This window comes from Leptospira sanjuanensis (genome assembly GCF_022267375.1).
Lineage (GTDB): Bacteria > Spirochaetota > Leptospiria > Leptospirales > Leptospiraceae > Leptospira > Leptospira sanjuanensis.
On sequence record NZ_JAIZBH010000001.1, the window covers coordinates 1,808,765 to 1,835,000 of the forward strand.

General features: G+C 45.2%; 23 protein-coding genes and 2 tRNA genes (1 of these 25 only partly in view). 9 read left to right on the forward strand and 16 right to left on the reverse strand.

The features are described from left to right. Window positions 1–255: 255 nt before the first annotated feature. The 3 genes from LFX17_RS08090 to LFX17_RS08100 form a co-directional block, all read right to left on the reverse strand. Entirely contained in the window at window positions 256–1,878 is a 1,623-nt protein-coding gene (locus LFX17_RS08090) for an LA_3751/LA_3752 family putative glycosyltransferase (RefSeq protein ID WP_238746013.1), read from the reverse strand. A 6-nt stretch (window positions 1,879–1,884) separates the two neighbouring features. Beyond that, complete coding sequence (locus tag LFX17_RS08095) at window positions 1,885–3,879, reverse strand: O-antigen ligase family protein (RefSeq protein WP_238746015.1); 1,995 nt, start codon at window positions 3,877–3,879, stop codon at window positions 1,885–1,887. Between the two features lie 110 nt (window positions 3,880–3,989). After that, window positions 3,990–5,705 carry a hypothetical protein gene (locus tag LFX17_RS08100; RefSeq protein WP_238746017.1) on the reverse strand — a complete coding sequence of 572 codons (1,716 nt, stop codon included), beginning with the start codon at window positions 5,703–5,705 and terminating at the stop codon, window positions 3,990–3,992. 105 nt (window positions 5,706–5,810) lie between these two features. Between LFX17_RS08100 and LFX17_RS08105 the strand changes: the two genes are divergently transcribed. Further along, entirely contained in the window at window positions 5,811–7,094 is a 1,284-nt protein-coding gene (locus LFX17_RS08105; RefSeq protein WP_238746019.1) for an EAL domain-containing protein, read from the forward strand. A 78-nt stretch (window positions 7,095–7,172) separates the two neighbouring features. On the opposite strand, the gene LFX17_RS08110 is transcribed toward LFX17_RS08105, so the two are convergent. After that, window positions 7,173–8,336, reverse strand: coding sequence for a DUF1577 domain-containing protein (locus LFX17_RS08110; RefSeq protein WP_238729810.1), 1,164 nt, complete (start codon window positions 8,334–8,336; stop codon window positions 7,173–7,175). A gap of 80 nt (window positions 8,337–8,416) precedes the next feature. Between LFX17_RS08110 and guaB the strand changes: the two genes are divergently transcribed. Genes guaB through LFX17_RS08125 form a run of 3 tightly spaced genes read left to right on the forward strand, consistent with a single transcriptional unit; the run spans window position 8,417 to window position 11,441 of the window. Next, window positions 8,417–9,943, forward strand: coding sequence for an IMP dehydrogenase (gene guaB, locus LFX17_RS08115; RefSeq protein ID WP_238729811.1), 1,527 nt, complete (start codon window positions 8,417–8,419; stop codon window positions 9,941–9,943). Window positions 9,944–9,945: 2 nt separating this feature from the next. Then, a complete protein-coding gene (locus tag LFX17_RS08120; RefSeq protein WP_238729812.1) occupies window positions 9,946–10,734 on the forward strand; it encodes an outer membrane lipoprotein-sorting protein in 789 nt (262 codons plus the stop codon). A 17-nt stretch (window positions 10,735–10,751) separates the two neighbouring features. Continuing rightward, the gene (locus LFX17_RS08125) at window positions 10,752–11,441 is read left to right on the forward strand and encodes a 16S rRNA (uracil(1498)-N(3))-methyltransferase (RefSeq protein WP_238729813.1); all 690 of its coding nucleotides are present in this window, start codon (window positions 10,752–10,754) and stop codon (window positions 11,439–11,441) included. Here the strand turns inward: LFX17_RS08125 and LFX17_RS08130 are convergent. Beyond that, on the reverse strand, window positions 11,431–11,715 hold the full coding sequence (locus LFX17_RS08130; RefSeq protein WP_238729814.1) for a hypothetical protein: 285 nt from the start codon (window positions 11,713–11,715) through the stop codon (window positions 11,431–11,433). The two genes, LFX17_RS08125 and LFX17_RS08130, sit on opposite strands and share 11 nt — an antisense overlap. A 91-nt stretch (window positions 11,716–11,806) precedes the next feature. Here LFX17_RS08130 and thiS point away from each other — a divergent pair, with 91 nt between their 5' ends. From thiS to LFX17_RS08150, 4 genes are all read left to right on the forward strand, one after another. Then, entirely contained in the window at window positions 11,807–12,007 is a 201-nt protein-coding gene (gene thiS / locus LFX17_RS08135; RefSeq protein ID WP_238729815.1) for a sulfur carrier protein ThiS, read from the forward strand. Then, window positions 11,991–12,650 (forward strand): thiamine phosphate synthase, encoded by a 660-nt coding sequence (locus LFX17_RS08140; protein ID WP_238729816.1) that lies wholly within the window; start codon window positions 11,991–11,993, stop codon window positions 12,648–12,650. Before thiS ends, LFX17_RS08140 begins: the two co-directional genes overlap by 17 nt. Before the next feature lie 44 nt (window positions 12,651–12,694). After that, window positions 12,695–13,522 (forward strand): WecB/TagA/CpsF family glycosyltransferase, encoded by an 828-nt coding sequence (locus LFX17_RS08145; RefSeq protein ID WP_238729817.1) that lies wholly within the window; start codon window positions 12,695–12,697, stop codon window positions 13,520–13,522. Between the two features lie 127 nt (window positions 13,523–13,649). After that, window positions 13,650–14,015 carry a hypothetical protein gene (locus LFX17_RS08150; RefSeq protein WP_238746021.1) on the forward strand — a complete coding sequence of 122 codons (366 nt, stop codon included), beginning with the start codon at window positions 13,650–13,652 and terminating at the stop codon, window positions 14,013–14,015. A gap of 224 nt (window positions 14,016–14,239) precedes the next feature. On the opposite strand, the gene lysS is transcribed toward LFX17_RS08150, so the two are convergent. The 7 genes from lysS to LFX17_RS08185 form a co-directional block, all read right to left on the reverse strand. Continuing rightward, window positions 14,240–15,736, reverse strand: coding sequence for a lysine--tRNA ligase (gene lysS, locus LFX17_RS08155; RefSeq protein WP_238746023.1), 1,497 nt, complete (start codon window positions 15,734–15,736; stop codon window positions 14,240–14,242). A 7-nt stretch (window positions 15,737–15,743) separates the two neighbouring features. After that, complete coding sequence (locus LFX17_RS08160; protein ID WP_238746026.1) at window positions 15,744–16,394, reverse strand: hypothetical protein; 651 nt, start codon at window positions 16,392–16,394, stop codon at window positions 15,744–15,746. A gap of 111 nt (window positions 16,395–16,505) precedes the next feature. Beyond that, on the reverse strand, window positions 16,506–18,722 hold the full coding sequence (locus LFX17_RS08165; protein ID WP_238746028.1) for a glycosyltransferase family 2 protein: 2,217 nt from the start codon (window positions 18,720–18,722) through the stop codon (window positions 16,506–16,508). Between the two features lie 103 nt (window positions 18,723–18,825). Beyond that, window positions 18,826–19,740, reverse strand: coding sequence for a polysaccharide deacetylase family protein (locus tag LFX17_RS08170; RefSeq protein WP_238729822.1), 915 nt, complete (start codon window positions 19,738–19,740; stop codon window positions 18,826–18,828). A gap of 15 nt (window positions 19,741–19,755) precedes the next feature. After that, window positions 19,756–20,265, reverse strand: coding sequence for a DUF1993 domain-containing protein (locus LFX17_RS08175; protein WP_238729823.1), 510 nt, complete (start codon window positions 20,263–20,265; stop codon window positions 19,756–19,758). 847 nt (window positions 20,266–21,112) lie between these two features. Next, a tRNA-Leu gene (locus tag LFX17_RS08180) sits at window positions 21,113–21,195 on the reverse strand. A 52-nt stretch (window positions 21,196–21,247) separates the two neighbouring features. Beyond that, window positions 21,248–21,922: a CDP-alcohol phosphatidyltransferase family protein gene (locus LFX17_RS08185; RefSeq protein ID WP_238729824.1), complete on the reverse strand. Its 675-nt coding sequence runs from the start codon at window positions 21,920–21,922 to the stop codon at window positions 21,248–21,250. 146 nt (window positions 21,923–22,068) lie between these two features. On the opposite strand from LFX17_RS08185, the gene LFX17_RS08190 reads away from it, so the two are divergent. Next, window positions 22,069–22,142 (forward strand) — tRNA-Asp (locus LFX17_RS08190). A gap of 268 nt (window positions 22,143–22,410) precedes the next feature. On the opposite strand, the gene fliG is transcribed toward LFX17_RS08190, so the two are convergent. The 4 genes in view from fliG to pdhA are tightly spaced (at most 21 nt apart) and all read right to left on the reverse strand, a layout consistent with a single transcriptional unit that may run on beyond the window. Further along, window positions 22,411–23,430 (reverse strand): flagellar motor switch protein FliG, encoded by a 1,020-nt coding sequence (gene fliG / locus LFX17_RS08195; protein ID WP_238729825.1) that lies wholly within the window; start codon window positions 23,428–23,430, stop codon window positions 22,411–22,413. A gap of 13 nt (window positions 23,431–23,443) precedes the next feature. After that, entirely contained in the window at window positions 23,444–24,880 is a 1,437-nt protein-coding gene (locus LFX17_RS08200; protein ID WP_238746030.1) for a dihydrolipoamide acetyltransferase family protein, read from the reverse strand. Window positions 24,881–24,901: 21 nt separating this feature from the next. Further along, window positions 24,902–25,876, reverse strand: coding sequence for a pyruvate dehydrogenase complex E1 component subunit beta (locus LFX17_RS08205; RefSeq protein ID WP_238729827.1), 975 nt, complete (start codon window positions 25,874–25,876; stop codon window positions 24,902–24,904). Beyond that, window positions 25,876–26,236: the final stretch of a pyruvate dehydrogenase (acetyl-transferring) E1 component subunit alpha gene (gene pdhA, locus LFX17_RS08210; protein ID WP_238729828.1), read on the reverse strand. The gene runs 623 nt beyond the window's last position; the window shows 361 of its 984 coding nt (coding positions 624–984); the start codon falls outside the window, past its right edge — the gene reads right to left on this strand; its stop codon occupies window positions 25,876–25,878. The genes LFX17_RS08205 and pdhA overlap by 1 nt, the downstream gene beginning before the upstream one ends.

Sequence of the window (26,236 nt, forward strand, 5' to 3'; positions counted from 1 at the left end):
AGTTTATATTGGAGACTGAATCGAACGACGCAATGCGGAGCGATAAAAATTTGTCTATCAACGGAGTTGATAACTAGAGCGTTCGAACCGCTTCCCTGAATTTATATTAGAGACTGAATCGAACGACGCAATGCGGAGCGATAAAAATTTGTCTATCAACGGAGTTGATAACTAGAGCGTTCGAACCGCTTCCCTGAATTTATATTAGAGACTGAATCGAACGACGCAATGCGCGGAGCGATAAAAATTTGTCTATCAACGGCGTTGATACGTTCTGAGCGTGAAATCCAAAATCTTTTTTGAATCCTTTAATCTGTAAAAACGGCTCGGATCTGCAAAACGAACCGCGATCTTTTCCTTGTATTGTTGTTCCGGAAGATTCGGGTCGCGGGGCGGTTCCAGATCGTATTCTAAAATCGAGTAGGACGGAACTTGATTCTTTTTTAATGTTTCTTCGAGCGCAAGAGCGTCCCTCTCGTTAATAACCGCAAAGTGCATGGAAGTGAGATAAGAAGAACCTATCAAGTAATTCGTAAATTGTCCTTTGTGAACGATAATCTTTCTGGATTGAAACTCGTTTTGAATTTCGGTATAGGGAGTGATTGCGCCGAATAAAATTTTAAAACCCTCTCGCGTAAACTTGTAGTTATAATACAAACTCAATAAGACGACGAGGACCAAAACGTTTCCGGCTTTCGGAAACGTTACGCATCTTTGATACAGAAAAACAGAAATTCCTAATGACAAGAATAGGAAGCCTGATTCCAAATATCGCAAGCCGAAATGATGAACGCCCGCCGTGTAAGGACTAAAAAAAGCGATCGCGAAAACCGTTCCGATTCCCACCAAGCCGAAAACGGATTCTTCAGATAGTTTCTTTTTGCGAAATAGATTGGAAAGAATTCCCAAAATTAAAACCGCATAGGGAGCCGCCTTTAGAAAGCCGGACTTCGTCGCGTCTCCGAAAAGATATCCTTGAAAGATCACGATTTGTTTCGAGATCGAAAATTGACTCATCGCATCGCCGGAGCTGACAAGAAAGCGGATTCCCATCGGATGTCCGGAATAGAAATAATTCAAACCTCCGATTAGCAAAAACGATACTGCGGCTCCTAATACGGAAAAAGGGAGATATTCTTTCAGTTTGTTTCTGGATTCTTGAGTGAAAAAGGAAAGGAAGCCGAATAGGAAAACGGGAAAGGCGGACTCGGTTCTTAAAAAGAACGCGGTGACAGCCAAAAAACCGGAAAGAAAAGAAAATATTCTAAAATTTGAATGTTCTTTCTCACCGGAGTTTGACGACAAGTCCGCAAACAAAGAGCGAAATAGATACAACGCAAAGAATAATAGAAGAAAATTGTTCAACGGAACTTCGGAGAATTCGACCGCGGAAAGCACGGGAAAACTGAGAACGAAAGGAATCGACGTCGCGAGCAAAATCGCCCAGCCGACCGGAATAAAAAAAGATAGGATGCGGTCAAAGATCAGTAAAGAACCGAGCAGAAACAAAAGCGGTAGAAACGTGATTATTTTCGTTCCAAACGCGTACGCGGGAAGTCCGTTTAACAAAGCGAAAACGGGAGGGTATTGGAAAAGACAGTTTCGAGTTTCCTGATTCTTTAAAAAAGCCCAAGGATAATCGAAGGGGAAAAATCGATATTCAGGATCGTAGGTCTTACCCGGATAAATACATTCAGAATCCGTAAATCCTTCGAATCCCCTTTCGGCAAACATAATCGTTTGATAATATTTGATTTCCGAGTCGCTGGAAACGAACGGAAGTTTCTGATCCAACATGGATCGATTGAATCCTAAGAACAGAACAACGAGTATATAAAGGCCCGCGCGGACAGAAGGATGGGTAAGTCGGTTTAACATGGAGATTTATTCCGTAAATATAATATGAAACGGATCGGTTTTTTTGCCTTCCTCCCAATCGGTTCGAAAGTCGGAATTCGGATTTTTTTTCCGCAGAACCTCCGCTCTTTCCCTTCGACAAATGGAAGAATAAGGATATTTCTGAACGCATTGATCCAAAAGGGATTCGCCTATGTTTTGATACTTTGGATCTTTTCGAAGAACCAAGGACGCGAGAACCAAGTTTTCCTCGGACCGGATCCAAATCCGATTCTTTACGATTTCTTCGGTAGGATAAGAAATTTTTTTTCTTTTACCGATCGTTTGTTTTTCTTTATAGATCAGAAAGTTATCGAGTTCGATCTCGTTTTGTGTGGAGACAAGAATCAAATTTCTAAGTCTTTGTTCCCAAGTCAGTTGAAAACAAAGAAATCCTAAAAGTATAAGAATACATCCGTACATGATCTTAGATGCAGTCGTGTTCGCCCGAATCGTCCCCAATTTAGAACTCAGTTTTACTCGGATCAAGGACATACAAAGCGCAGCGGGAATAAAAAAATGCTGCTCGCCCAAATTGAAGTCGAAAAACTCGTGAACCGCGATAAAAACAAGAATTCCCGAAGTGAAAATTCCCAACCGTACCGTTTCTTTGCTTTGTGAAATTAACATACGATACGTGACGAACGAAAGACTTCCCGCGACGGTGAGAAAAACGAAAAAACCGAGAATTCCAAAACTTGTAAAAGCTTCCACATAGAGATTATGCGCCTGCGGATAGGAACGAAAGGAATGAAGAAAACGATAGAATTCTTCGTAACCAACCACGCCCGGATGTGATCCCGGAAGATGTGCGAGCAACGAATCTGCGTCCAATCCGATTCCGAAAACGGGGGAGTTTTCCAAAACCGATTGAAAATGAAATTTCCAGAGCGAAAAACGAATGAATAAGGTTTCCGGACTGAAATAGCGCGCTACGATTTCTTCCGGCAAAAGCAAAATCAAACCGAACGCGACGGATAGAACAATCAGCGAAGACACGATCAGGGTCCGAAAGAAAAACCGTTTCGGACTCAATCGAAATACGATCATGCAAAGAGCGCCTAACGTGAAAGCCAATAAGCTCGCTCTCGATTGGTTGAAAAACGCGAGGTAAAGGGAAAGAAATCCGCTCGGAATTAAATACCACGCATGATTTCGATATTGGATCGCCGTATAAAACGCGACGAGGGCACAAAGCGCGGAAATTACTCCGATTGCCGAAACCGGAAAACCGGCGTACGTCAAAAACATAGGCGGTTTCCAAAAATCAAACGGCCAAATCAAATGAACGGCTGAAAGCAGATTGATCGTATTCAGCAGAAGATCGATGCAAAGAATAAGCAACAATCCTTTCTTGATAAAGCGACTTGGATAGGAAGAAATCAGGAAAAAAACGAGAATTCCGGACAACAAAAGGCAAAGCTGCATAAGCGCCGCTTGCGATTTGTAGGAAATTAACGAGGATATCGTTATCAAAACGAAGAACAAGAGAACGATTCCGTGCATTCTGGAAAATACGATTCTTCTCGGAGATAAATAGAAAAACGAAGCGATGATAAACAGAAGGAGCGGGATGGTTTTGATGCTGGAAAAAAGAGGAGTCGAACAGGCAAACGCAACCGTATGAATGAACAAGAAGATCGGATGAACGTTCTTAAAATACAAAATCAGAGTAATACAAAGCGCGGCTACATACAAAAGTTTTATATTTACCTTTTGCGGAAAATAGACGACAGGAGCACGGTTGATCCCGTTGATCGTGGAAAGTCCGATTAACAGAAGACAGGCTAACAGAAACAAAGGATGAATCCGATGATTCTTTTTCTTAAAAGAAATTCCCGCGCAGATTACCCAGACAAAAAAAGCGAATACGACCGAATCCCTGGAAAGAGCGGGATTGGAAGGATCGAAAAAAAACAGCAAAGATAAAGCGAAGGCAAGTAAGGGAAGAGGTAGAATTTTAATATTGAAAACTTGGCTCATCTAAGTTTTTGCAGTTCGTCCGAAACGAGAATAGTAGCAGGGTATTTGGCTCCCCGATTTTAGCAATCAAGATTCTCCCGACAAGAGATCCGTTCTTTTTTTGAAAAAACTTATCGATTTTTTCGAAACCATTCTTCCCGTTTCGGATCTTGTCCGTTTCGAAAATAGTAAGAATCGAATTCCGAAAATTTTTCTTTCCGTTGTGGCGCAGTGAGATTTAAATATTCGTATTTATAGGAATCCAAATACGACGGAAAATCGACGGCTTGGAACGAAGAAATTTTCAGCAGTTCGCTCATTACGCTCTGTGAGTAAAACAGAATTCTCCACGGAGATGAAAAATCCCCCGTCAGAAATTCGTCGTATTCTTTTTTAATCGGAAGGCCGTTCGAGTAGAGCAAAATATGAACGCCTCTTTCTCGAAGGTAATCGAGAGGCGCGGATTTTCCGTGGCCGATTCTTTTTCGTTCTTTGAATTCCATTCGAGCGATCACTGGATCGGTAAGTCCCGCTTCGGTTTCGATCGCAACAATCGGATTTAAGTAATAGATCAAGATACATCCCGCTCCCGCAAAAGCGACTCGAACCTTCGAATCCTCGAAATGTTTTCTCCAAGGAAGAAGTCGGTCTCTGACGCGCTCCGTCGTTTCCCGCTTGTAAATTTGATTTTCATCGCTGATTCCGTTGATGATCGGGAACGCGGAACCTTTATAGAGATCCCATCTCAATCCGAGTAGAATCGGCATTGCACAAACGATGGTAAGAATAACTTTCTCTTTTCTTTGATAAGAATCGCGAAGGAATTGAATTTTTTGTTCGGTCCAAATAAAAACCAAAGGAAGAATCGGAAGATAAAACCGGGAAAACATAAAGTCTCCTCCGATCCCGGTATAATAACCCGCGTATAAAATCGGAAAAAATATGAGTAGAATCCAACGGAAATCTCGATTTGCGATCGGCTTTAACGCTTGTTCGCGAAGCGTTCGGGTGAAAGAAAAAAGAGCGAACAGAACGATCGGAATCATCGCGTAATACATCTTCAAAAAAATCCAGAGATACGAAAGTCCTTGCGATAGATGAAAGCTTCCTCCCGACTTGGCATAAAACGTATTGGGAAGTAGGTTTCCATAATATTCCAATTTCCAAATATAGAAAAGAACCGGAGATAAATAGAAAAGAACACAAAGAAGCGCGAATTCGGAACGGAATACGATGGATTTTAGATCATTCTTCCTCTCGTGAAACTCTTGAAAGACGCGAAGTGAAACGTAAATTCCCGCGAGGCCGTGAAACAAAAGTCCGTCCGGACGATTGAGGCAGCTCAAGGCGGAAAGTCCGATTCCGAGAATCGTTCTATAAGAAATGATTCTTTGAGAATGTATCAAATGATAAGAAGACGCTATGAATATAAATCCGTGGAGAGATGTTTCCAATCCTCCCGTTGCAAAAACCCGGTTGTGGTGCAGGAGAACAAAACAAGAAAGTGCGAATGGAATCGGAAGATTGTCCTTCGAAATTCTCCTCGAAAAAAAAAGAAGATAAATACAAGTTCCCAAAAAGGATGCGATTCCGAAACAGTACGTCGCGTCCACGGGATGGATCCATTCTTTCCAATGAAACGGAATCAAAAGAACGGTCCAAAGAAAGTTCGTATAACCTTCGACATATTCTCCCGCGTTAAAAACAAGCCCTTTGCCGTCCGCAAAATTCTTCGCATAACGCAGGCTAATGAAAGCATCGTCTGCAATCCAGCGCATTTGAAACGCGGAAATGACACCGAATAAAATCAGCAGAATGCTAAAAGTGAAATACAAATTGCGCCTCAAATTCGCAGTCCTTTTACGGTAAGTAATACGAAGATTCGTATCCGTTTTTTTACGTTGTGCGGAATTTCCTTGTAGGATTGAGACAGTCCAAAATCGTGTAACTGAATGATAAAGCCTTCCGGCACGTTTCCGAAAACGAAATCAGAATGGGATAATTGGTTCCAGGCTGGGGAAATCATTCCTTTTTTTCAACCGATCCTTTCCGTGGAAAGGGATTCCATTTTCGGTTATGAAACCTTGGGAAGGTTCCGAGATCAATCCGGAAAAATTCATTCTCTCGGTCCTTTCTTTTTGGATGCGGAGTCGGATGTTCTGGATCATGCCGAGCGTAAGGAAATTTATCATCTCAAACGAGAGATAGACCGTGATCTCCGCAGAAAAGCGATCCTACATCTTTTGAAAAATCAACATCGCTTTCCTGACGCGAAACTTTTCCTCAATATTTCGCCGGCGTATATGAGAGATCATATCGAAGACGAAGAAAAGGATCCTTACACGATTCGTCTTGTAAAGGAATTGGGACTCAATCCCTCCAAGATCGTGATTGAAATCGTGGAAGAACATTTCGACGGAAGCATTGAATCGCTTCGTCCTTTGATTTCCCGTTATAAGGCGGAAGGGTTTTTAGTCGCGATCGACGATCTCGGCTCCCGTTCCTCCAACTTGGATCGGATCGGAATCTTTCATCCCGATATTCTCAAGGTCGATCTGCAGATGCTGCGGCATTCGGTCACATCCCGCAACTTTCAGGAAATTCTTTTTACGATTTCCCGTCTTTCGGAATCGTTGGGTTGTTCCTTGTTGTTCGAGGGAATCGAAAACGAAGCGGAACTTTTTCAATCCCTCACATACGGCGCGCGTTTCTTACAGGGATTTTATTTTGCGGAGGCTTTGCCCGAGATGATCGGACAGGAAGAGTTGAAGCTTCGCTTTTCCACTTTACACGAACTCTTTTTGAATCACAAGCGTCAACAGCTCCTTCGAAGAATCAAACGAGAGAACGAATTGGAGGAGAAGCTCGATCTTTCCGGAATTCTCGTAAACTCGGAGGAAGAATCCTGTTCGATCCAGATTCAAAATCCTTCCGTTCTCAGCGACTTTGTGTTTCGAATTTACGTCACAAGCCCGACCGGAAGTCAGCTATCCCCCAACTATATGCGGATCGGAGAGGTTTCGATGGATATCGATCTTTCCTTTGTGGGAAGAAACTGGAGTTGGAGGCCGTATTTCCTCGAACAATTCTATAAATCGATGAAGGATTCTCGTGCGGAATGGATCATCAGCAATCCGTATTACGATATCAGCTACGAAATTCTACTGGTAACCTACAGCAAAAAGCTACCGGACGGAAACGTTCTTTTTGTGGACGTGCAAGTTCCTGAATATTAGAAAATTATAAATCTTTAATCGTATTCGACCGTATTCGTCTCTGGATCGGTCCGTTTTGACAGGGATGGGGATCGCCGCCTACGACTGGGCCTGATTCGCTTCCGCGAGAAGGCGGTTGACGTTGTCGATATATTTCTTTCTTTCTCCCGGTCTGGAAGAGTTTCCTTCGATCGAAAGTCCAACGTAAAGATTACCTTCGCTATCCTTGGTCACGGACCGGATGACTCCGAACGCCGTAAGAGGCGCCTGCATCTTAAAAAAGATATCGAATGTGAATCCCGCTCTTTTGGTGAGATCGTGATTCAAATCGGGGTGATTGATCTTTACCTTCAAACCTCCCGTGGAAATATTCACGATCGGAAATCTTTCCTTCACAAGAACCGTGTTGGATTCGCGGATTCGATCCACCATTTCGAACGTAAGCGTTTTGATTTCCATCACCTCGAGAATGTCGATTTCTCTGGTGCGGTTTTGCGCGTGAACGAATCCGATGGGGATGGCTTGTTCTTCGTGGTTGAGATAGATGACGGGAACGATGAGTTCCGATTTGATTTTCTGATTCGCATATTCGATGATCCGTTTGCGAACGTCTTCCGCGTCTCCGAGTTCGGACGCGTAGTCGATAAAACCTTCCTGATCAAAGGCAGTATAACTTTCTTCCTTTTGTGTGTTGGGGATAAAAAGAATCTTACGCGTTTTTTTAACGAGATCGAACTTATCTCCGATCGTGCGGAACACGTCGATTTTCAAAAAATCGTATTTGGATTTCAGTTTCGTTTCGTAGTCGGCAAAGTTCACTTTCACCGAAGTGGGAATGTTGAACAGATTCGCGTCGATCGTCGTTTTGCTCGTGCGTATGTTCGTGATCCATACGGTTCCTTCGGGAGGCGCAATTCTGTTTAAACTTCTTTCCTTGCTTGCGATCGAAATATCGGAAACGGAAAGAATCAACTGGTTGTTCGGTTTTTCATCCAGAACTTCGCAATCGAGTTCCACGTATTTCGCTAGTAGTTTGGTAAGAGTGACTTGGCTGTTCAAAGGAAACGCGTTCGGAGTCTGCGTTTGAATGAGAATTTTCGTCGCGTCTTTGGAAACCTGCAGAATTTTGACGATCTGCTTTAGACCGCCCGAGGCTTGCGCGACAATATCGGTTTTCACGAGAAATTTGGAAATGATGTGAAACTTTTTCGCAGGATCGGAAATCGTTTCCTTGTCTCTTTTTTTTCTTTGAATGGTTTCCATAGTTTTTCAAAGCGAAGGAGGGGAAATTCTCTTGATCTCAGCTCTCTGTTTACCTTTTATGTACTAGGTAAGGAATAAGAATGTCAAACCAAACTTACCGCGACTCCGAATATTTAGACGGACTATCCGGAGACGAACTTTTCAGTCTTCAGATCGGCCTAACTTACAGAGATTTTCTCGTCCTCCCTGGATATATCGACTTCCATCCCTCCGAAGTTGAGCTTGAAACCAGACTGACTCGAAATATAAAACTGAAGAGACCTTTTATAAGTTCACCGATGGACACGGTGACCGAATCCCAGATGGCAATCGCACAAGCTTTGATGGGTGGAATCGGAATCATTCATTACAACAACACGATCGAAGAACAGGTCGCTCTCGTGGAAAAGGTAAAACGTTTCGAAAACGGTTTTATCACCGATCCTGTGATTCTCGGACCAAAGAACGTCATTCGCGATTTGGATTGGATCAAAGAACACAAAGGGTTTACCGGAATTCCCGTCACCGAAGATGGAACCCGAAATTCTAAACTTGTTGGAATCGTAACCAACAGGGATATCGATTTTGAAAAGAATCGCGAGATCACTTTGGATAAAGTGATGACCACAAACATCATCACGGGAAAAGCGGGTATCACTTTACAAGATGCAAACGACATCATTAAGAAATCTAAGATCGGAAAATTACCGATTGTGGATTCTGATGGAAAGTTGGTGTCACTTGTAAGTCGTTCCGACTTAAAGAAGAACAAAGAATTTCCGGACGCCTCCAAAGACGAACGCAAACGACTTCGCTGCGGAGCGGCGGTTTCTACGTTGCTCGAATCTAGAGACAGAGTCGCGGCGCTTTACGAAGCGGGTGTGGACGTAATCATCATCGACTCCGCGCAAGGAAACTCGAACTATCAGATCGAGATGATTCAATTTATCAAAAAAGAATTTAAGAATCTGGAAGTCGTCGGCGGAAACGTAGTAACCCGCGGACAAGCAGAGAATCTAATCCGCGCAGGAGCCGACGGGCTCCGAATCGGAATGGGGCCGGGTTCGATTTGTATCACGCAGGATACGATGGCGGTGGGAAGAGCGCAAGCGACCGCAATCTTTCAGACCGCAAAACACGCCGCAAAATACGATGTTCCCGTGATCGCCGACGGAGGAATTTCCAATATCGGAGATATCGCGAACGCATTGGCGATCGGTGCTTCCACTTGTATGATGGGATTCATGTTCGCCGGAACCAGCGAGGCTCCGGGAGAGTATTTTTACGAGAACGGAATCCGTCTCAAGAAATACAGAGGAATGGCATCCATCGAAGCGATGAAAGCGGGCGGGGACAAACGTTACTTCAACGAAGGTCAAAAGGTAAAAGTGGCTCAAGGAGTCAGCGGATCGGTTGTTGATAGGGGGTCGATCCTGAACTTCATTCCTTACTTATCTCAGGGTCTGCGTCTCTCGTTCCAAGACATGGGTTATAAATCGATACCTGAAATTCATAAAGCGCTCCGAGATGGAAAACTCCGTTTTGAAAGAAGATCCGAGTCCGCACAGGCGCAAGGATCCGTTCACGGATTGTATTCTTTCAGCGCCCCAACGATGAGGGCAGAGTAAGTTTGATTCGGATTCTTGCGATTTCGGTAGGTTTCGTTGCGCTGACTTTTTTCAGCGGAGAAACAAACCCGCAAGGATCCAACAATTCGATCCGAGTCGCACAAGAATTGGTTGCAAGACTCGATCAGGCTCTCCTCAAATCCAATCAGGGATTGATCAAGGCCAATTTGATTCTCATCCGAAGAAGCGGAGAAACCTGGAGTTGGGACGTAAGCATTTTTCGAAAGGAAGAAGACACTCTCTACCTGTTTGAAAGCCGAGGTCGAGGACTGGAATATAAGATTTTAGTCAAAGACGAAGGCGAACAGATCTATGCGTTCAACGTGCTATCCAAAAAGATTTTCCGAAAAGTCGACGAGGAAAAATACGAATCGCATTTAGCGACCGGTTTCAGCTTTATCGATCTTTCCGGGGTCTCGTATCAGGCGAACTACAACCCCATCGTTCAAAGCGATTTGAAAACCGCGGATCATTCCTTCAAACGGGTTTCGTTGAAACCGATCATTCCGTATTTTTATTCGAAGCTGATTTTACTTTTGGATTCCGATTCGTTGCGGCCGACCCGACTCGACTTTCACGACCGGGACGGGGTCTTGTTCAAAACGATGAACATCAAATACGGACCGGTGAAAGTGAAACAAAATCAGAAATTCGTCAAGGAAGAACACGCGAACCGATTGGAAATGCTCGATCTGAACACGGGTTCCATCAGCGTATTAGAATATACTGAAATAGACAAGGAAGTCAAACCCGATCCTTCCCTGTTCGATCTCGCGAACCTGAACCGATAGATAGGAAAAATTCTCCGTTGGAAGAATCGATTCTTTTCAGAAGGGACTGGACGGGGGACGAAACGTTCCCGCTCGATCGGGACGAAATCTCCCATCTCAAAGCGCTTCGTATATTTTCGGAAGATAAGATTCTCCGTGTTTTAAGCGGAACCGGAAGCGAATGGATCTACGAAACGAAGGCGAATTCTTTGCAGGGAATCTTGAAGGAAACGAAACACCATCCGCGAACGGAATCGATTTCCGGAATCGCGACGGCGATTCCGAAGGGAAACCGATTGGAATGGCTTTTGCAAAAAGGAACCGAACTCGGATTAACGCATTTTTATTTTCTCAACTTCGAACAATCCGATCGAAAGGATTTCAATCTCAAACGCGCCGAAAAGATCGCGGAAGAAGCCGCCGCTCAGTCTAAACGGATTTTTTTACCGGAAATTTACGCTCCTGTTTCTCTGAAGGAGTTCCTACATTCTCAAAAAGATACGAAACATTCTCTGTATCAATTCGATCCGAGGGGAGAAGCGGGGTTGCAACCGGAGTTTTTTCGAAATTCGATCTGGATCATCGGACCGGAAGGTGGCTTTCGGGAAAAGGAAAAAAGTCTATTCAAAGAAAGGAATGTGATCGGAGTAAAGGCGGGAGATTCGATATTAAGAATCGAGACCGCCGGAGTTTTCGCGGCCTCTTTGTTTCGTTACTTTACTTATTGAGGGCGCTGTATTGCAGGAATAAGGTCAACACGTTGCAGTTCGTGGAACACGAGCTCGTGCAGGTATTGAGCGCTTGCAAGTTAGTCGCCGTTACTGTGTTTCCGTAAGTCGCGGAACAGCCCGCATTGCAGGATTCGATGGTTCCACCCGGACCGCAGGCAAGGATATAATTGAAAAAGGCCTTATCGGTCGTTTCGTCTTTTCGGGAATGGCAACCTACAAAAACTGTGGAAAGTAAAAGAAGAGAAATCAAGATCGAAAATAATTTCTTCATAAATGTATGATCCTCTATCTCGGAATTTCGCGTAAATCAAAAAAGATTGGACATGTTACAATTCCAAAGCCAAACTTTCTAGGATTACTTTATGAAAGTTAACGGAAAACCGCTTTCCCTTTCCGAACTCGAAGAACCGAGGATTTCATCCTTATTAGAATATTTGAAACTTAGACCGGAAATGGTTGCCATTCAGAAAAACGGAAACATTCTCAAACGGGAATTTTGGAACAAAACCTCTTTGGAAGACGGCGATCAAGTGGAGATTTTAAGATTTGTCGGCGGGGGCTAAGACTTCTTCTTGGCCGGCGCCGGGAATTTATCCGATCCTCGACCGGGATTTTTGTAGTAAAAGAGATCTGGATTTGTTTTCGCTTCCCGAACTTTGGTTGGAAGTTCCGGATCTGGTTCCCTTTGTTCAGATCCGAGCCAAAGGAGTTTCCAATTCGATCTTAGAATCGATCGTAAAGAAGCTGCAGGATCGTTATCCGACCATCCTATGGATTTTGAACGACTATTGGAAACAAGCGAGGGATTGGAATTGTTTCGGAGCTCATGTCGGAAAAGAAGACTATGAGTCGTTGAACGAAGAAGAGAAAAAAAATCTCTCGGAATCCAAACTCTATTTAGGAACTTCGTCTCATACGTTGGAAGAAATCAAGGCCTTGGATTCTTCCCTTTGGAATTACACCGGGCTCGGACCGATTTTTCCGACCGATAACAAAGACGACGCAAAGTCGGCCGTCGGGACAAAGGATTTGAGAAGAATCGCAAACGAAGCTCCGTTGCCCGTAACGTTGATCGGCGGGATTCAGGTCGATAATCTGGATCGAATCTTAGCCCAAGCTCCGTTTCTCCTTTCGAGCATTTCCATGGCTTGTTTAGAAAAGGAATTTCGGGCCGCCGTGAAAAAAATACGCGGGCAAATTCGGTAAGTTTCAATTGACTCTGAACTTATGTCGTATAGGATGCCTTTAGGATGAAAAAGCCGGGTGAAATCATACATCTTTCCGCAAAGGACGATCGGGATTATCTTTTAGATTATCAGGTCATTCAGACGGAAACATTAGGGAAAACGGATATTCTCGGGGTTCCCTTCGATAACGTAACCCAGGACGAATCCGTGGCCAAGATTTATCGACTCTTGGAGGAAAAGGAAAAGTTTCATCACATTCTCTTTTTGGATCCGATCAAAATCATGTCGGTTCGAAAGGGAAAAAAACTCCATCGAATCACGGAAAAGGCGACGATGATCCTCGCGGAAGGCGCGGGACTTCAGTGGGCGGCCGCTCGCCTCGGAAAAGTTCTCAAGGAAAGAATTTCTCCGATCGCCTTGATGATGGACTTGGTCCGTCTTTGTGAACTTAGAAATTATTCCATATTCATGCTCGGCGGAAAAGAAGACGTGATTGAAAAAGTGTATTTCACACTTTCCCGACATTTTCCGGGAGTAAGAATCGTCGGTCGTCACGCGGGTTACATGAATCCGCAACGCGAACTGATGGTAAAAGAATCCATCCGTAAGACGAGCCCGAATATTATCTTTCTTGCAATGGATTTTCCGGAACAGGAAATTTGGATCGAAAACAACACTGCGTTCTTCGGACATTCCGTGATCATCGGAGTTAGCGGATCTTTGGATATTCTTTCCGGCAAGGTAAGAAAGGCGCCTAACTTTTTTAAACTGAGGGGTTTGATTTGGCTCTGGAGAATTTTGAGCAAACCTTGGAGACTCTTCCGTCTTTTTAGAATGTTCCAATTTTTTACGGTTGTTTTCTTTAAATCTCTCTTTAGAAAAAAATCCTAAGAATCGATTTTCATTTTTAGTTTGTCGGGAAAATATTCGAAACGAGTATATCTTTTTTCCTGAATATACCTACGCATTGTAGAAAAAAGAATTGAAATCGCTTTTTGAGTAGGTCGGAATATTGGGTATGACCGAACTTCCGTTCTTAACTCTCTTTCTTACCGTTTTACTGGGTTTCGGATCCTTATTCGGATTTCTTCATCTGATCTGGAAACAGCTTTCTTCCAGCATGGAGGAATTCAAAAAAGAAACGAAGGCGGATCAACAAATCTTACGTATTGAATTTAAGGAAGATTTAAAACATACGGAATCGCGTTTAGTAAAATCGTTTTCCGCTCTCAATATTCGAATGGATCGCATTGACAGTCGAATGGATCGTATCGATAGCAGAATGGATCGCATCGACAGCAGAATCGATTCTTTGATTGAAATGTTTGTGGTTCGATGGGGAGATTCGAAAACCTCTAAAAAGAGAAGAAGATTGCAAGGGTAATTCTTATCTTCGATACTAAGATCTAACTACGAAAACAGACCAAACTTTTTACTACCGTTGTAAAAACCCGATTCATCGTAATAAAGTCGAAGTCGTTCGCTTGCGTTACGAACAAACATCCGATTCATTCCGGATCTTAAATCGAAATCACCTCCGTTGAAATCGCGTTTTCGATACTAAACCGGAATATTCTTTTGGAAAAGCAGAAACTCGAAGACCGAAGTTTATTCCGGTCTCATCAAAGGAAAAAGAATGGTATCTCGGATCGAATGGGAGTTGGTCAATAGCATCACCAAACGATCAATCCCGATTCCAAGTCCTCCCGTAGGAGGCATTCCGTATTCCAACGCCCGGATATAATCTTCGTCCATCATAAACGCTTCGTCGTCGCCGGCTTCTCTTTGTTTTACCTGATCTTCGAATCGTTCCTTTTGATCGAACGGATCGTTTAACTCCGTAAATGCGTTTCCGATTTCTCTTCCCGCAATGTACGGTTCGAAACGTTCCACATAATCCGGTTTATCCGGATTGGATTTTGCAAGAGGAGAGAGTTCTTTCGGATAATCGGTGATGAACACCGGTTGAATCAGATTCGGTTCCGCTTTGTCGGAAAAAACTTCGTCCGCGACTTTCCAGATCGTATTGCACTTAGAAACGTCCACTTTCAATTCGGAAGCTTTTTTCTTCGCTTCTTCCAAAGAAGTGATCCGGCTAAAATCGATTCCGCTGTATTCCTTGATGATATCCACATACGTAACTCTTCTCCAAGGAGAAGAAAGATCGATCAAATCCTTGCCGTATTGGATTTTTAAGGTTCCACAGATCGTCCGGGCCAGATGAATGATCAGTCTTTCGGTCAGATCGAGCATCGAACTCATGTCTCCGAAAGCCATGTAAGCTTCCATCATCGTAAACTCAGGGTTGTGTTTGGTGGAAATCCCTTCGTTTCGGAAGTTGCGGTTCAATTCGAATACACGATCCATTCCGCCTACGATCAAACGTTTGAGATAGAGTTCCGGGGCGATTCTTAAAAACAACTGCATGTCGAGCGTGTTGTGATGGGTCACGAACGGTCTTGCCGCGGCACCGCCCGCAATCGGCTGCATCATCGGAGTTTCCACTTCGAGAAATCCTTCGTTGGTAAGAAAACTTCTGATTTCGGAAACGATTCTGCTTCTCGTAATGAAGGTGTCGCGGACGTGATCGTTCACGACGAGATCCACGTAACGCATTCTGTATCGTTGTTCGACGTCGGCGAACGCGTCGTATACGACCCCGTCCTTTTCTTTTACGACCGGAAGAGGGCGGATGCACTTCGCGAGAAGTTCCACCGAAGTGACGTGCAGAGTGATTTCTCCCTTTTGCGTCGTGAAGAGATATCCTTCTAGTCCGATGATATCTCCGAGATCGAGCGATTTAAAGATGGAATAGGAAGTTTCTCCGAGGTCGTCCCGGGTCGCATAGAGTTGTATGATTCCCGCGCTGTCCTTTAAATGCGCGAAACTCGCTTTTCCCATCACTCGTTTGGAATGAAGTCTTCCGCCTAACTTGAATTTGGTTTCGGGTCCGGTCGGAGTTTTTTCGAATCGTTCGATGATGTCCTTCGATTTTGAATCCGGAAAAAAACGGACCGGGTACGGATTGATCCCTTGTTTCTTTAATTCTTCGATTTTTTGAATTCTTTGCTGAATGAGCTCGTTGGATTCTTTTGCGTCTAACATGCGGATCTTATTTTCCTGGAAGTATTTGATATAACGTTTTTGCCAAATTTACGAATACGATTTCAAATCCTTCTTCCGTTAGGAACCAGTTGCCGAGTCCGATCTTGTCCGAAAGGGGAACGACGTGGATCTTTAAACCCGCTGGGCCTAAGACGGATTCGTATGCCTTTTGTTGAAACGCGGATTCGAATCGTTTGGAAAGAAGGAGAATTGTTTTCAATTGTCGATCGAGACAGATCTTTAAAAGCGATTTGGAAAAATTCTTCGCACCCGTCGGATACGGTTCGAGTTTGTAGATCAGAATTTTGGATTCATCCACTCCAAGAGAAACCAAAGAACTTTGGATATCCGCGGTCAAATCCAGAGGAATTCCCAAGTGGGAGTTTGCGGTCGCGGGAGAATACAAAACGATCAGAATTCCTGCGTATCCTTTTTTAAAACCGTCGGCTGCGTTTTTGAGAATATCTCTGGGAATCGTCTCTTTGGCTTCGAGAACGAGCGCGTCGCTTTTGGGAAAGGGGCGATCTTGGATCAAAAATAAGGGACTTAAAAAAACGAATCCGAGTCCGAGGATCAAACAAAGGAAAAATCCGGAAAAGAATAACCGTGCTTTGTACAAAACTTCCTGTACGGATACCGGTCCTGGATTTGCAGACATATAGAACGAGAGTTTTTCCCAGGAACCAAATTACAAGAGGAATTTACGCCGGAACGTAGCAGTTCCTTTGATGCGGCACGATCGGTCCGTCGTTTACGAAAGGACTTTTGTTTAAGAGGAAATCGGATCTTCTTCCGAAGTTTCGCCGGTATAAATCATCGCGCCTTCGGGATCGATGGCCACTCTCTTTTCGACGAGATGAGCGACCGTTTCGACGATCTCCGGTTGTTTGGATAGGGAGAGAAGAATGTCTTCCCAACACGATTTGAGTCCGATGAATTTTACGATCGCATATCCTAAAAGAATCGCGTTCCCCAAATTGTACATCGAATAAACCCAGTTTCTGTGGATGAAGTTCGTAACGAACCCGAACAACAGCTGCGCCAAAAGAGAATATTCGGCGATGACGTAAAGAGCGGGCATCGCGGTTCTTCCGATTACTTTCGGAGTTCTGCTGAACGGAATCTGTTTTCCGGTGATCGCTTGGTTGATCGACATGAAAACCCCGGCTAAGTTTACCGGAATCAAAAGAAGGTTCAGTGCATACACACGGAAAACGTCGCTCCATTTGTATTCCATTTCGACGAGATCCATTCCGTATAAAAAGAAATACGGAAGCGAAGATACGGCGATCCAATAGGTTTCGATTCCTTCTCCGAGCGGAGTTCCCATAAGAATGACAAGACCGATGTTCACTGCGGCGATCGATCCGAGATAATGAACTCGGAAGAAGGCTTCCGCGAATTTTGCGAATCGCCAGGGCCACTGAAACACGTGACGCAGAAGTTTCGGAAGAATGATGAGTCCTCCGTTGGCCCATCTTCTTCTTTGAATCAAAAGAGAACCGAAGTCGGGAGGAGTCGCGCTGTAAGCGAGTCGTTCCGGATAGTTGTAAAGATTCCAGTTCACATCCAAAAGATCGATGCTCGATTCCGTGTCTTCGATGACGGTATTGTCTTGGATGTATTTGCTGATCGTATAACCGCGTTCTTTGGAAACGGTTTTGATATCGAGAAGGGCTTGATAGCGAAGCATAGCGTTTGCGCCGACCCAAAACGTCGCACGCCAATGCGTAAACCCTTGGTGAATCTGATATTGAATGTCGGTCGTTGCGCCCGCCATTCTTTCCAACACGTTAGGCGCGTCCGGAAAGGAGCTGTACGGAGTTTGAGCCACCGCGACTCTTTTCATGGAAGGAGAAGCCAAAACGTTTGCCAATTTTAGAATATAGTCCGGTAAAAGAACGCTGTCCGCGTCCAAGGTAATCAGCAGATCCGCGGAAGGAACTTCGAAACTGAATTGTTTTCCGTGAACTTCTTCCAGAAGAATTCCGTGCGATTCTTCCCGTTCCTTCCATTTTTTTCCTATGAGATCGATGTAGCTGTTCAAGTTCATCGCCTTATTGGGAAGATGAGAAAGATTCAGATACTTCTTTCTTTCGAACGTGGAAAATTGAACGGAGAATAAGGACGCCAAACGGTTGTATTCGCGTTCGATTCTTTCCGAATCAGCTCCGCCGTCGTTCAAAAGTTCGCGCAGTTCGGACGCTCTTTCGGAATGAAGGTTGGACCATTCTTGGAAGAAACGTTCCTTCATAAAACGGCGCGTATGTTCGGGCAGATCTTTTTTGACGGAAGCATCGTCATAAGAATCGATGCGGTTTTGGAACCAAGAGGAAGCGTTCTCATAGAGTTGAATGAGCCGCTCGGTTTCTGCGAGGGCTTTCGATTGATGAGAATGTTTTCGGTCTAAATATTCTTTTCTTGCATGAAGAAAAGGAGAAGCCGCATCGTTGAATTCTTTTTGAAGAGATCGGGGCAGTTCCCGCATCTTTTGAAGGGCTTCGAAATCCTCATAACGTTTCGGCTGAGGAGGATCGTCGATTAACAATACCACTCTTCGATTCGGATAATCCTGGAGGGCCGCGGAAAGAAGGGTTTCACGGACGATATCCAATTCCTCTTTGTAAGAAGGAACGAGCACGGCGAGAGCCGGAGAATTCTGCGCATAGATCCCTTCCAATTCTTCTCGTTTCGGAGGAGAATGTAGCAGAAGTCTTTTGAAATAACCGAGTCGCGTAAATTGATAAACGAAGTTCCCGTAGGTTAAGAGGACGATGATAATCGTAAAGGCGATTTGACCGATCGCAGCAAAGGGTCTGTGATCGAGCAATTGCTCCCAGAAGACACGAACCATCTCGATGCTCGCAAACGTACACGCGAGAATCGTCAGAAGAAGAAAGAGTCTTGTAATCCAGATCTGGTCCCGATAATACCGGAGGTTTTTCGAATTCTTGGATTCCACGGAAAAAGCTGGATCGTTTCTCATTCAAAGTTACTAAACTTACAATAACAAGATTACGCTTCCCCGAAGAAATCATAATATTCTCCGGAGAAGAAAAATTTATTTTGGAAGCTAAATTTAGAGAATTCTAATAGGAATAGGGGGAATTTCCCTGCGTTGGTCTCTGTCCTTTTTGACACACGATGTATCGTGGATTTTCCAATTGTTCAATAAAGGATGCAAGGTCGCATTTCCCATCGATAAAAACCCGTTTGATTCGCAAGGGATCGTCCCCCGGTAGATTGGCGCCTTCTTGGGTTGTTAAGATTGCCTTATAACCGGCCTTCACCGCTAATTTTATAAGTTTCTCGTTGAACCAACCGCAGGGCCAGGCAAGGAAATCAACAGGAACTCCTAACTTCTTTTCCAAAATACTTTTGGATTCTTTTAGTTCGAAAAGGGCTTCTTTGTCGCCTTTACCGGGAACTTTCCCGTCCACCCAAGTAACGAGGTTATCTTTCGGGTTCCAGGGATGACTGTAGGTATGGGAACCGATTTCGAACTTTGGATTTTTAGCGAGGGTTTGGATCTCGGTCCATTCCATATATTCTCCGTTTCCGATTCCTTTCGGTCCGGCGATGATCCAAAAGGAAGCAGGAAACGAATAACGTTCCAGAATCGGGACGGCGTTGAGCGCGTTTTTCCAGCCGTCGTCGAAGTTCAAAACGATCGAACGATCGGGAAGTTTCTTACCATTGCGCATATAGGCAAGGAGGTCTTTCATTGGAATCGGATTGTAACCCTTGGTGTGCAGATAGCGCATCTGTTCTTCGAATCGTTCCAAAGAAATCACGGTTTCTCCGTATTCTTTTTGTGTGTCGGTTACGATCTCGTGATAGATCAGAACCGGAATTCCTTTCGAATTAGCGGTCGCGGAGGCCGCGGTTGTTTGTTGTTCGCGAGGGCGCGGGGAAAAAGCGGGAGAATTACAAGTTTGGAATGAAACCCAGAAGATTCCGATCCAAAGAATCGGTACTCGAAACAGAAAATCGATTTGTTTCAAAAGATCTTCTCCGTCTTATTCGTTTTTCAACGGCATTTCGCCGAGGTAATTCTTCTTTCCGATGTCGACGCCGTTGTGGCGAAGAATGGAATAGGCGGTTGTTACATGAAAATAGAAGTTCGGGATCGCGTGTTGAATCGCAAACTCCCGGCCGGTAAGAAATTTTCCTTCCCAACGCGGATGAAAGATCTTGCGTTCGTTCGATTCGGAAAAGTCTTTTTCCGTGAACGTTACAAGATAGTCTAACGTGGATTGGATTCTTTCGCGAAGTTCCGCAAGAGTTTTTTCCTGATCGTCGTGTTTCGGAGCTTCTTTACCGGTTAGACGGGCAACGCATAACTTTGCCGTATCGCAAGCGGTTTGAATTTGTTTGATCAAGTGAAACTGATCGGGCGCTAATCTCGAATTTAAAAGAACCTGCACGTCGAATTTTTTGGATTCAGAGTGGGCCGCTCCTTGATTCAGGATGGTGTTTAAGTTTTTCAACATTTTGGAAAACTGGAGAATTGTGATTTCATAAAGCATGATCGGTGCCTTTCGCTCTGTGGGTTTTTCTCAATTTTTTGGGTGGGCTTTTGCGGAGATAGGCTTTTTTGAAACGGAATCGAACGAAGTCTGTCTTCGGAGTTTGTTGTCGTACCTCCGACAAAACAATCTATAGTGATCGATTGGTTTACCGCAATGCTCTTCTACGGGTCGCATTGTGGGGGACTCACCGTTACGCAATCCATCATCCTGCAATAAACTCAGCAGATTCTTCCCTCAAATCAATAGCGCTTTCCTAAGGGGCGCGCTATCGGTAAGAATCTATCACGGCGTCTCGCTTTGGCCTCGGAACATCCTGTTCCTCGGAAGCGTACCTTCGCTTCTTAAGGAAGCTCGTAACGCTTTACCAAAGCTCGCTTCGAGTCCGGATCTTGTTGTAATTGATTCTATGATTGTGTAAAAGAGGGGAGAATTTTTGCTCGAGAGGGGACTCACCGTTACGCAATCCATCATCCTGATGGATTTAGCTCCACGGCGTCTCGCTTTGGCCTCGGAACATCCTGTTCCTCGGAAGCGTACCTTCGCTTCTTAAGGAAGCTCGTAACGCTTTACCAAAGCTCGCTTCGAGTCCGGATCTTGTTGTAATTGATTCTATGATTGTGTAAAAGAGGCGAGAATTTTTGCTCGAGAGGGGACTCGCCGTTACGCAATCCATCATCCTGATGGATTTAGCTCCACGGCGTCTCGCTTTGGCCTCGGAACATCCTGTTCCTCGGAAGCGTACCTTCACTTCTTAAGGAAGCTCGTAACGCTTTACCAAAGCTCGCTTCGAGTCCGGATCTTGTTGTAATTGATTCTATGATTGTGTAAAAGAGGGGAGAATTTTTGCTCGAGAGGGGACTCGAACCCCTACACCTAAACGGCACAAGCACCTCAAGCTTGCGTGTCTACCAATTCCACCACCCGAGCGGGTTGCAATGACAGAATGTGGGAATAGCCTTGGGCGTCAAGGAACTTACGATCAAACCAGCTCGTATTTCTTTCGAGTCTTTTTGTCCTCGGGATCGATCTGAATCTTCTCCGGATGAAAAACGATATTCCAGTAACGCTTCGAATAAGCGAAGATCCCCGCGCAAAGAATCGCGACCAATACGTAACCGGAAATTTCAGGATGTTTGAGAATGGTTTCGCCCGGAATTCTAAATTCGATCAATGGAATGCACATATACCAAAGAACGGCGATCGCAACCAATCCGACTCCGAATTTTCCCCACCAATTCGGTTTCCCCTGAATTCCTCGTTTGAGATAAAGAAAACTACCGAGCCAAATTCCTAAAATTTCTCGGATAATATAAGCGATGAGAATCCAAAGGGGAAAGCGGAAGTAATGAACGATGACCGAAAGTCCTCCGACAGTCACGATCTTGTCGCAGACCGGATCTAAGTATCTCCCGAGAACCGATTCTTGATGAAGAAGTCTTGCAAGAAAGCCGTCAAGATAGTCGGTAAGAACCGCCAAAAGACAAGTGAGTATAGCATAGAAAAGGAATTCGGTCCTTTCCGGCGAAGTCATATAAGTTTTTGTGAAAGTGATGAAAAACGGTAAAAGAAAAACTCGGCTGACGGAAAGAAAGTTTGAGACGGTGAAAACCCTGTCTTCCAAAAGTTCCTGCGGTTTTTTTTCCTGAACGATCATCTGCGGTAAAGTTCCAATATTTTTACGGGAAGAATTCTGTATTCCAGTAAATGAAAGAATTGATTTTCGGAACAGAATTTTTCGAAGTAATTTGAACGAAATCGATTGACCGGGGAAGTTCCTTTGAAAAAGTATCTAAGGAACAAGGAGCTGTAGCTCAGCTGGTTAGAGTGCCTGCCTGTCACGCAGGATGTCGCGGGTTCGAGTCCCGTCAGCTCCGGATTCTTCCTCTTTTCAAACTTTCCTTTTAACTTACAATAAAATGGACTCGAAGCTTTCGAGCGAGAGCGTTTTGCGCTTTCATAAAAAGCGTAAAACGCGATGCGAATCCATGGATGGATGAGCGCGCGAGGAAGACGCCGTGGAGCTTAGTTTCGCACGAAGCGAAACTGCGTAACGGCGAGTCCCGTGAAACGCAAACCCGCCGTAGCAGCGCAATTTCCTGCAATCAACTCAGCAGATTCTTCCCTACGAGTCAGAATCTACCCTTAAATATATTCTTCCCCGTCTTTTTTGACAAAGATGGTTCCTTCTTCTTCCAACTCACGAACCAAATTTAAAATACTATTTCTTGCATCGTTGATCTCGCGTAAGGTGAGTTTACCGCGGATGTCCATCATATCCATGATTTCCGCGGCTCGGTTGCGGGACATCGCGTTCAAGAAATGATTTCTAAGTTCGTCGCCGGCGCCGCGTAAAGCGACACTGAGGCATTCGTCGTCACTCAAGCGATTGATAAGAATCCGCATTTCTTTCTGATCCAAACCCAGAACGTCTTCAAAGGTATATAACTTCTCTTTGACTTGTTTTGCGAGTTCGGGAGAATTCGCTTCCAACTCTTTCAAGATATTCTCTTCCTGAGATTTGTCCATGTGGTTGAGGATGTTCGCAAGAGCTTCCGCGCCGCCGGCTTCGCTGTACTCGGAACGATCCCTTTGTTCGTATTTCTTCTTGAGAACCCTTGCAATTTCTTTGATCGCATCGGGATGCGTTTTGGTCGTATTGGCCAAACGATACGCGACGCTTGCCTGCAATTCTCCGGGAAAGAACTTCAATATATCAGCGGCTTTTTTCGGGCTCATGAATGCGAGAGTTACCGCGACCGTCTGCGGAGATTCGTGTTGAAGCAGACCCGCAAGTACGCCGGGTTCGGCTTCGCTTAAAAAAGAAAAATCGTCTTCGATGTCTTTGCGGGAAAGTTTGCCGAGAATATTCTCGGCTTTTTCTCTTCCTAAGGATTGCTGCAAGATTTCGCGGGCCGCGTCCAAACCGCCCTTGATTTCACCTTCTCCGGGAAGAACCGAATTCTTAAACTCCAAAAGAACGTCTTCTTTTTCCTTTTTAGAGATGGTTTTGATCTGAGCCATTTCCAAAATGATCTCTTCGATCATCGAGTCGTCGAGTTTGGATAAAACCTTGGCTGCGTCTTCTTTGTTTAAAGAGAGAAGGAGGAGTGCCGATTTTCTGATTTTTTCTTTTCGAGCCGCGGACGCTGAATCTTTTTCCACAAAAATAAAATCCTTAGCCTGTAAGCAGGCGAAGGGGATGTTCTATAAAATCACGGAAGATCGAAAGAAATCTTGCTCCCGTCGCTCCGTCGATCACTCTGTGATCGCAGGAAAGAGTGACGTTCAGAATTTTTCCCGGAACGATACTTCCAGCCTTGAGAACCGGCTTTTCAACGAGCGCTCCCACCGCAAGGATGGCGGCTTCGGGTTCGTTGATGACCGCGGTGAAGGATGAAATTCCATACATTCCGAGGTTGGAAACGGTAAACGTTCCGTCCGTGTATTCCCCCGGTTTGAGTTTTCTGTCTCTTGCACGGGAAGCAAGTTCTTTTATTTCAGCGCTGATTGCGAGAACGGTTTTCTGATCCGCATTGCGGATATACGGAGTAATCAAACCTCCTTCGACCGAAACCGCGACTCCCACGTCGATTCTTCCATGCTGGAGAATATGATCCTCTCTCCAGGAGGAATTGACTTCGGGAACTTGCAATAAACTGAATGCACAAGCCTTGAGAATCAGATCGTTTACGCTGACTTTTTCGTGACCCTCGAGCCCCAGATCCTTGTTGAAGGAATTTCTGAGATCGCTGATCGGACCTGCGTCCAATTCCATCGTAAGATAAAAATGAGGGATCGTCGAAGTTGAATGCGCGAGTCTGGAGGCGATCGTCCTACGCATTCCGGTGATTTCAAGTTTGCGGTCTTGTCGCGCTCCAAAAGAACCTTGTTTGCCTCTGCCGGATTCATGATACGAAAGAATGTCGCGTTTGATGATTCTTCCGCCGGGCCCGGAGCCGATCACTTCGCCTAAATCCACTCCCTTTTGAATCGCGAGATTCTTCGCCAACGGAGAAGCCTTGATCGGACGCCCGTCGCGTGCGGTTCGAACGGGAGAATGATCCGATTCTTCCGCGCCGAACGAAGAGGACGTTTTGAATCCGGAAGATCGTTCTTCGTTTGCTGTTATGCCTTTGTTTTCCGCGCCTTGCGAAAGAGAAACGTTCGTTTTCGTTTCGAGATTTTTTCCTGAGCCTGAGCTCGATGTTGCGGATGAGGAGGAGGTTCCGCTTTGCGCTTGTGCGGAAGATGTCGGAGTTGTCGCGGACGACGGGCCCGGTGCAGAGGTCGGGGTTTGGCTGGGCGCAGCCGAACTTTCCTTTTTTACAGGAATGGATTTTTTTGCGGTTTCGACTAACGCGGAAACGTCCTCTCCCGATTTTCCGATGATCGCGACCGGCGCCCCGACCGGTAGAAGACTTCCTTCGGGTGCGAGGACTTCCAGTAAAACACCGGTTTCAAACGCTTCCATTTCCATCACGGCTTTATCGGTTTCCACTTCTGCGATGATTTCTCCGGGAGAAACCGCGTCTCCTTTTTGTTTGAGCCAACGGACGATCTTACCTTCGGACATCGTCGGACTGAGCTGAGTCATCTCTGCAATTTTTGCCATTTTGAATCTTCCTTGCTCTTCTTATTCGAGCATTTCCCGAACCTTCGCGATGATTTTCTCTTCGCTCGGAAGAGAGGCTTTTTCCAAATTCGCGGCATACGGCATCGGAACGTCTTCTTGCGTGATTCGTTCCACGGGCGCGTCCAGATCGTCGAAAGAATTCTTCTGAATGAGATAGGCGACTTGCGATCCGAAACCGGCCACTTCCCAACCTTCCTCTACGATCAAAGCTCGGTTGGTTTTTCGAATCGACGCGTAGATCGCTTCCTCGTCCAAGGGACGGATCGAACGCAGATCCAAAACTTCCACGGAGATTCCTTCCTTTGCCAGTCGTTCGGCGGCGGGTAAAACGTATTGCAGCGCTCTTGACCAACTAACGATCGTTATATCCGATCCTTCGCGTTTGAGATCCGCTTTTCCGAACGGAATCGAATATTCCTGATCCGGAACTTCTCCTCTGGTTCCGTATAACACTTCGCTTTCGATAAAGATCGTAGGGTTGTTGTCCCGGATCGCGGTTTTCAAAAGACCACAAGCGTCCGCGGGAGTATAAGGAGCGATCACTTTCAAACCGGGGATATGCGCGTACCAACTTTCAAACGACTGAGAATGTTGAGCCGCCAATCTTCCTCCCGCGCCGCCCGCGCCTCGGAACACGATCGGAATCGGAAACTGACCCGCGCTCATATAATTCATTTTGGCCGCGGAGTTGATGATCTGATCGATCGCAACGAGCGAAAAGTTCCAGGTCATAAATTCTATGATGGGACGAAGGCCGACCATCGCAGCTCCGATTCCCACTCCCGCAAAACCGTTTTCGGAAATGGGAGTGTCGATGACTCTCTTTTCTCCGTATTTCGCGAGCATTCCTTGGGAAACCTTATACGCTCCGTCGTAGTGGCCGACTTCTTCTCCCATGAGAAAGATGTTCGGGTCCTTGTCCATTTCCTCGCACATGGCTCGGTTCAGAGCTTCTCTGTATGTGAGAATCGCCATCAGACATCCTCCGCATAAACGTGCTTATACAACCAACCCAACGGAGGTTCTTCGCTTGCATCGGCGAACGCGATCGCTTCTTCCACCTGAGCCAATAAATCCGTATCTAGTTTTTCTAATTCTTGTTCGGACCATTCGGAGTGAAGCAGATCCTGTTTAGCCTTGAGCAAAGGATCGCTTTGCTTATAACGATCCAATTCTTCCTTGGTTCTGTATTTCGCGGGATCGGACATCGAATGTCCTCGGAAACGATACGTGGAAATTTCCATGAGAGTTGGGCCTTCTCCTCGGCGCGCTCGTTCGACCGCAACGCTTACGTGGTCTCGGACCTTGCGAACCTCGTCTCCTTCGATATGATCT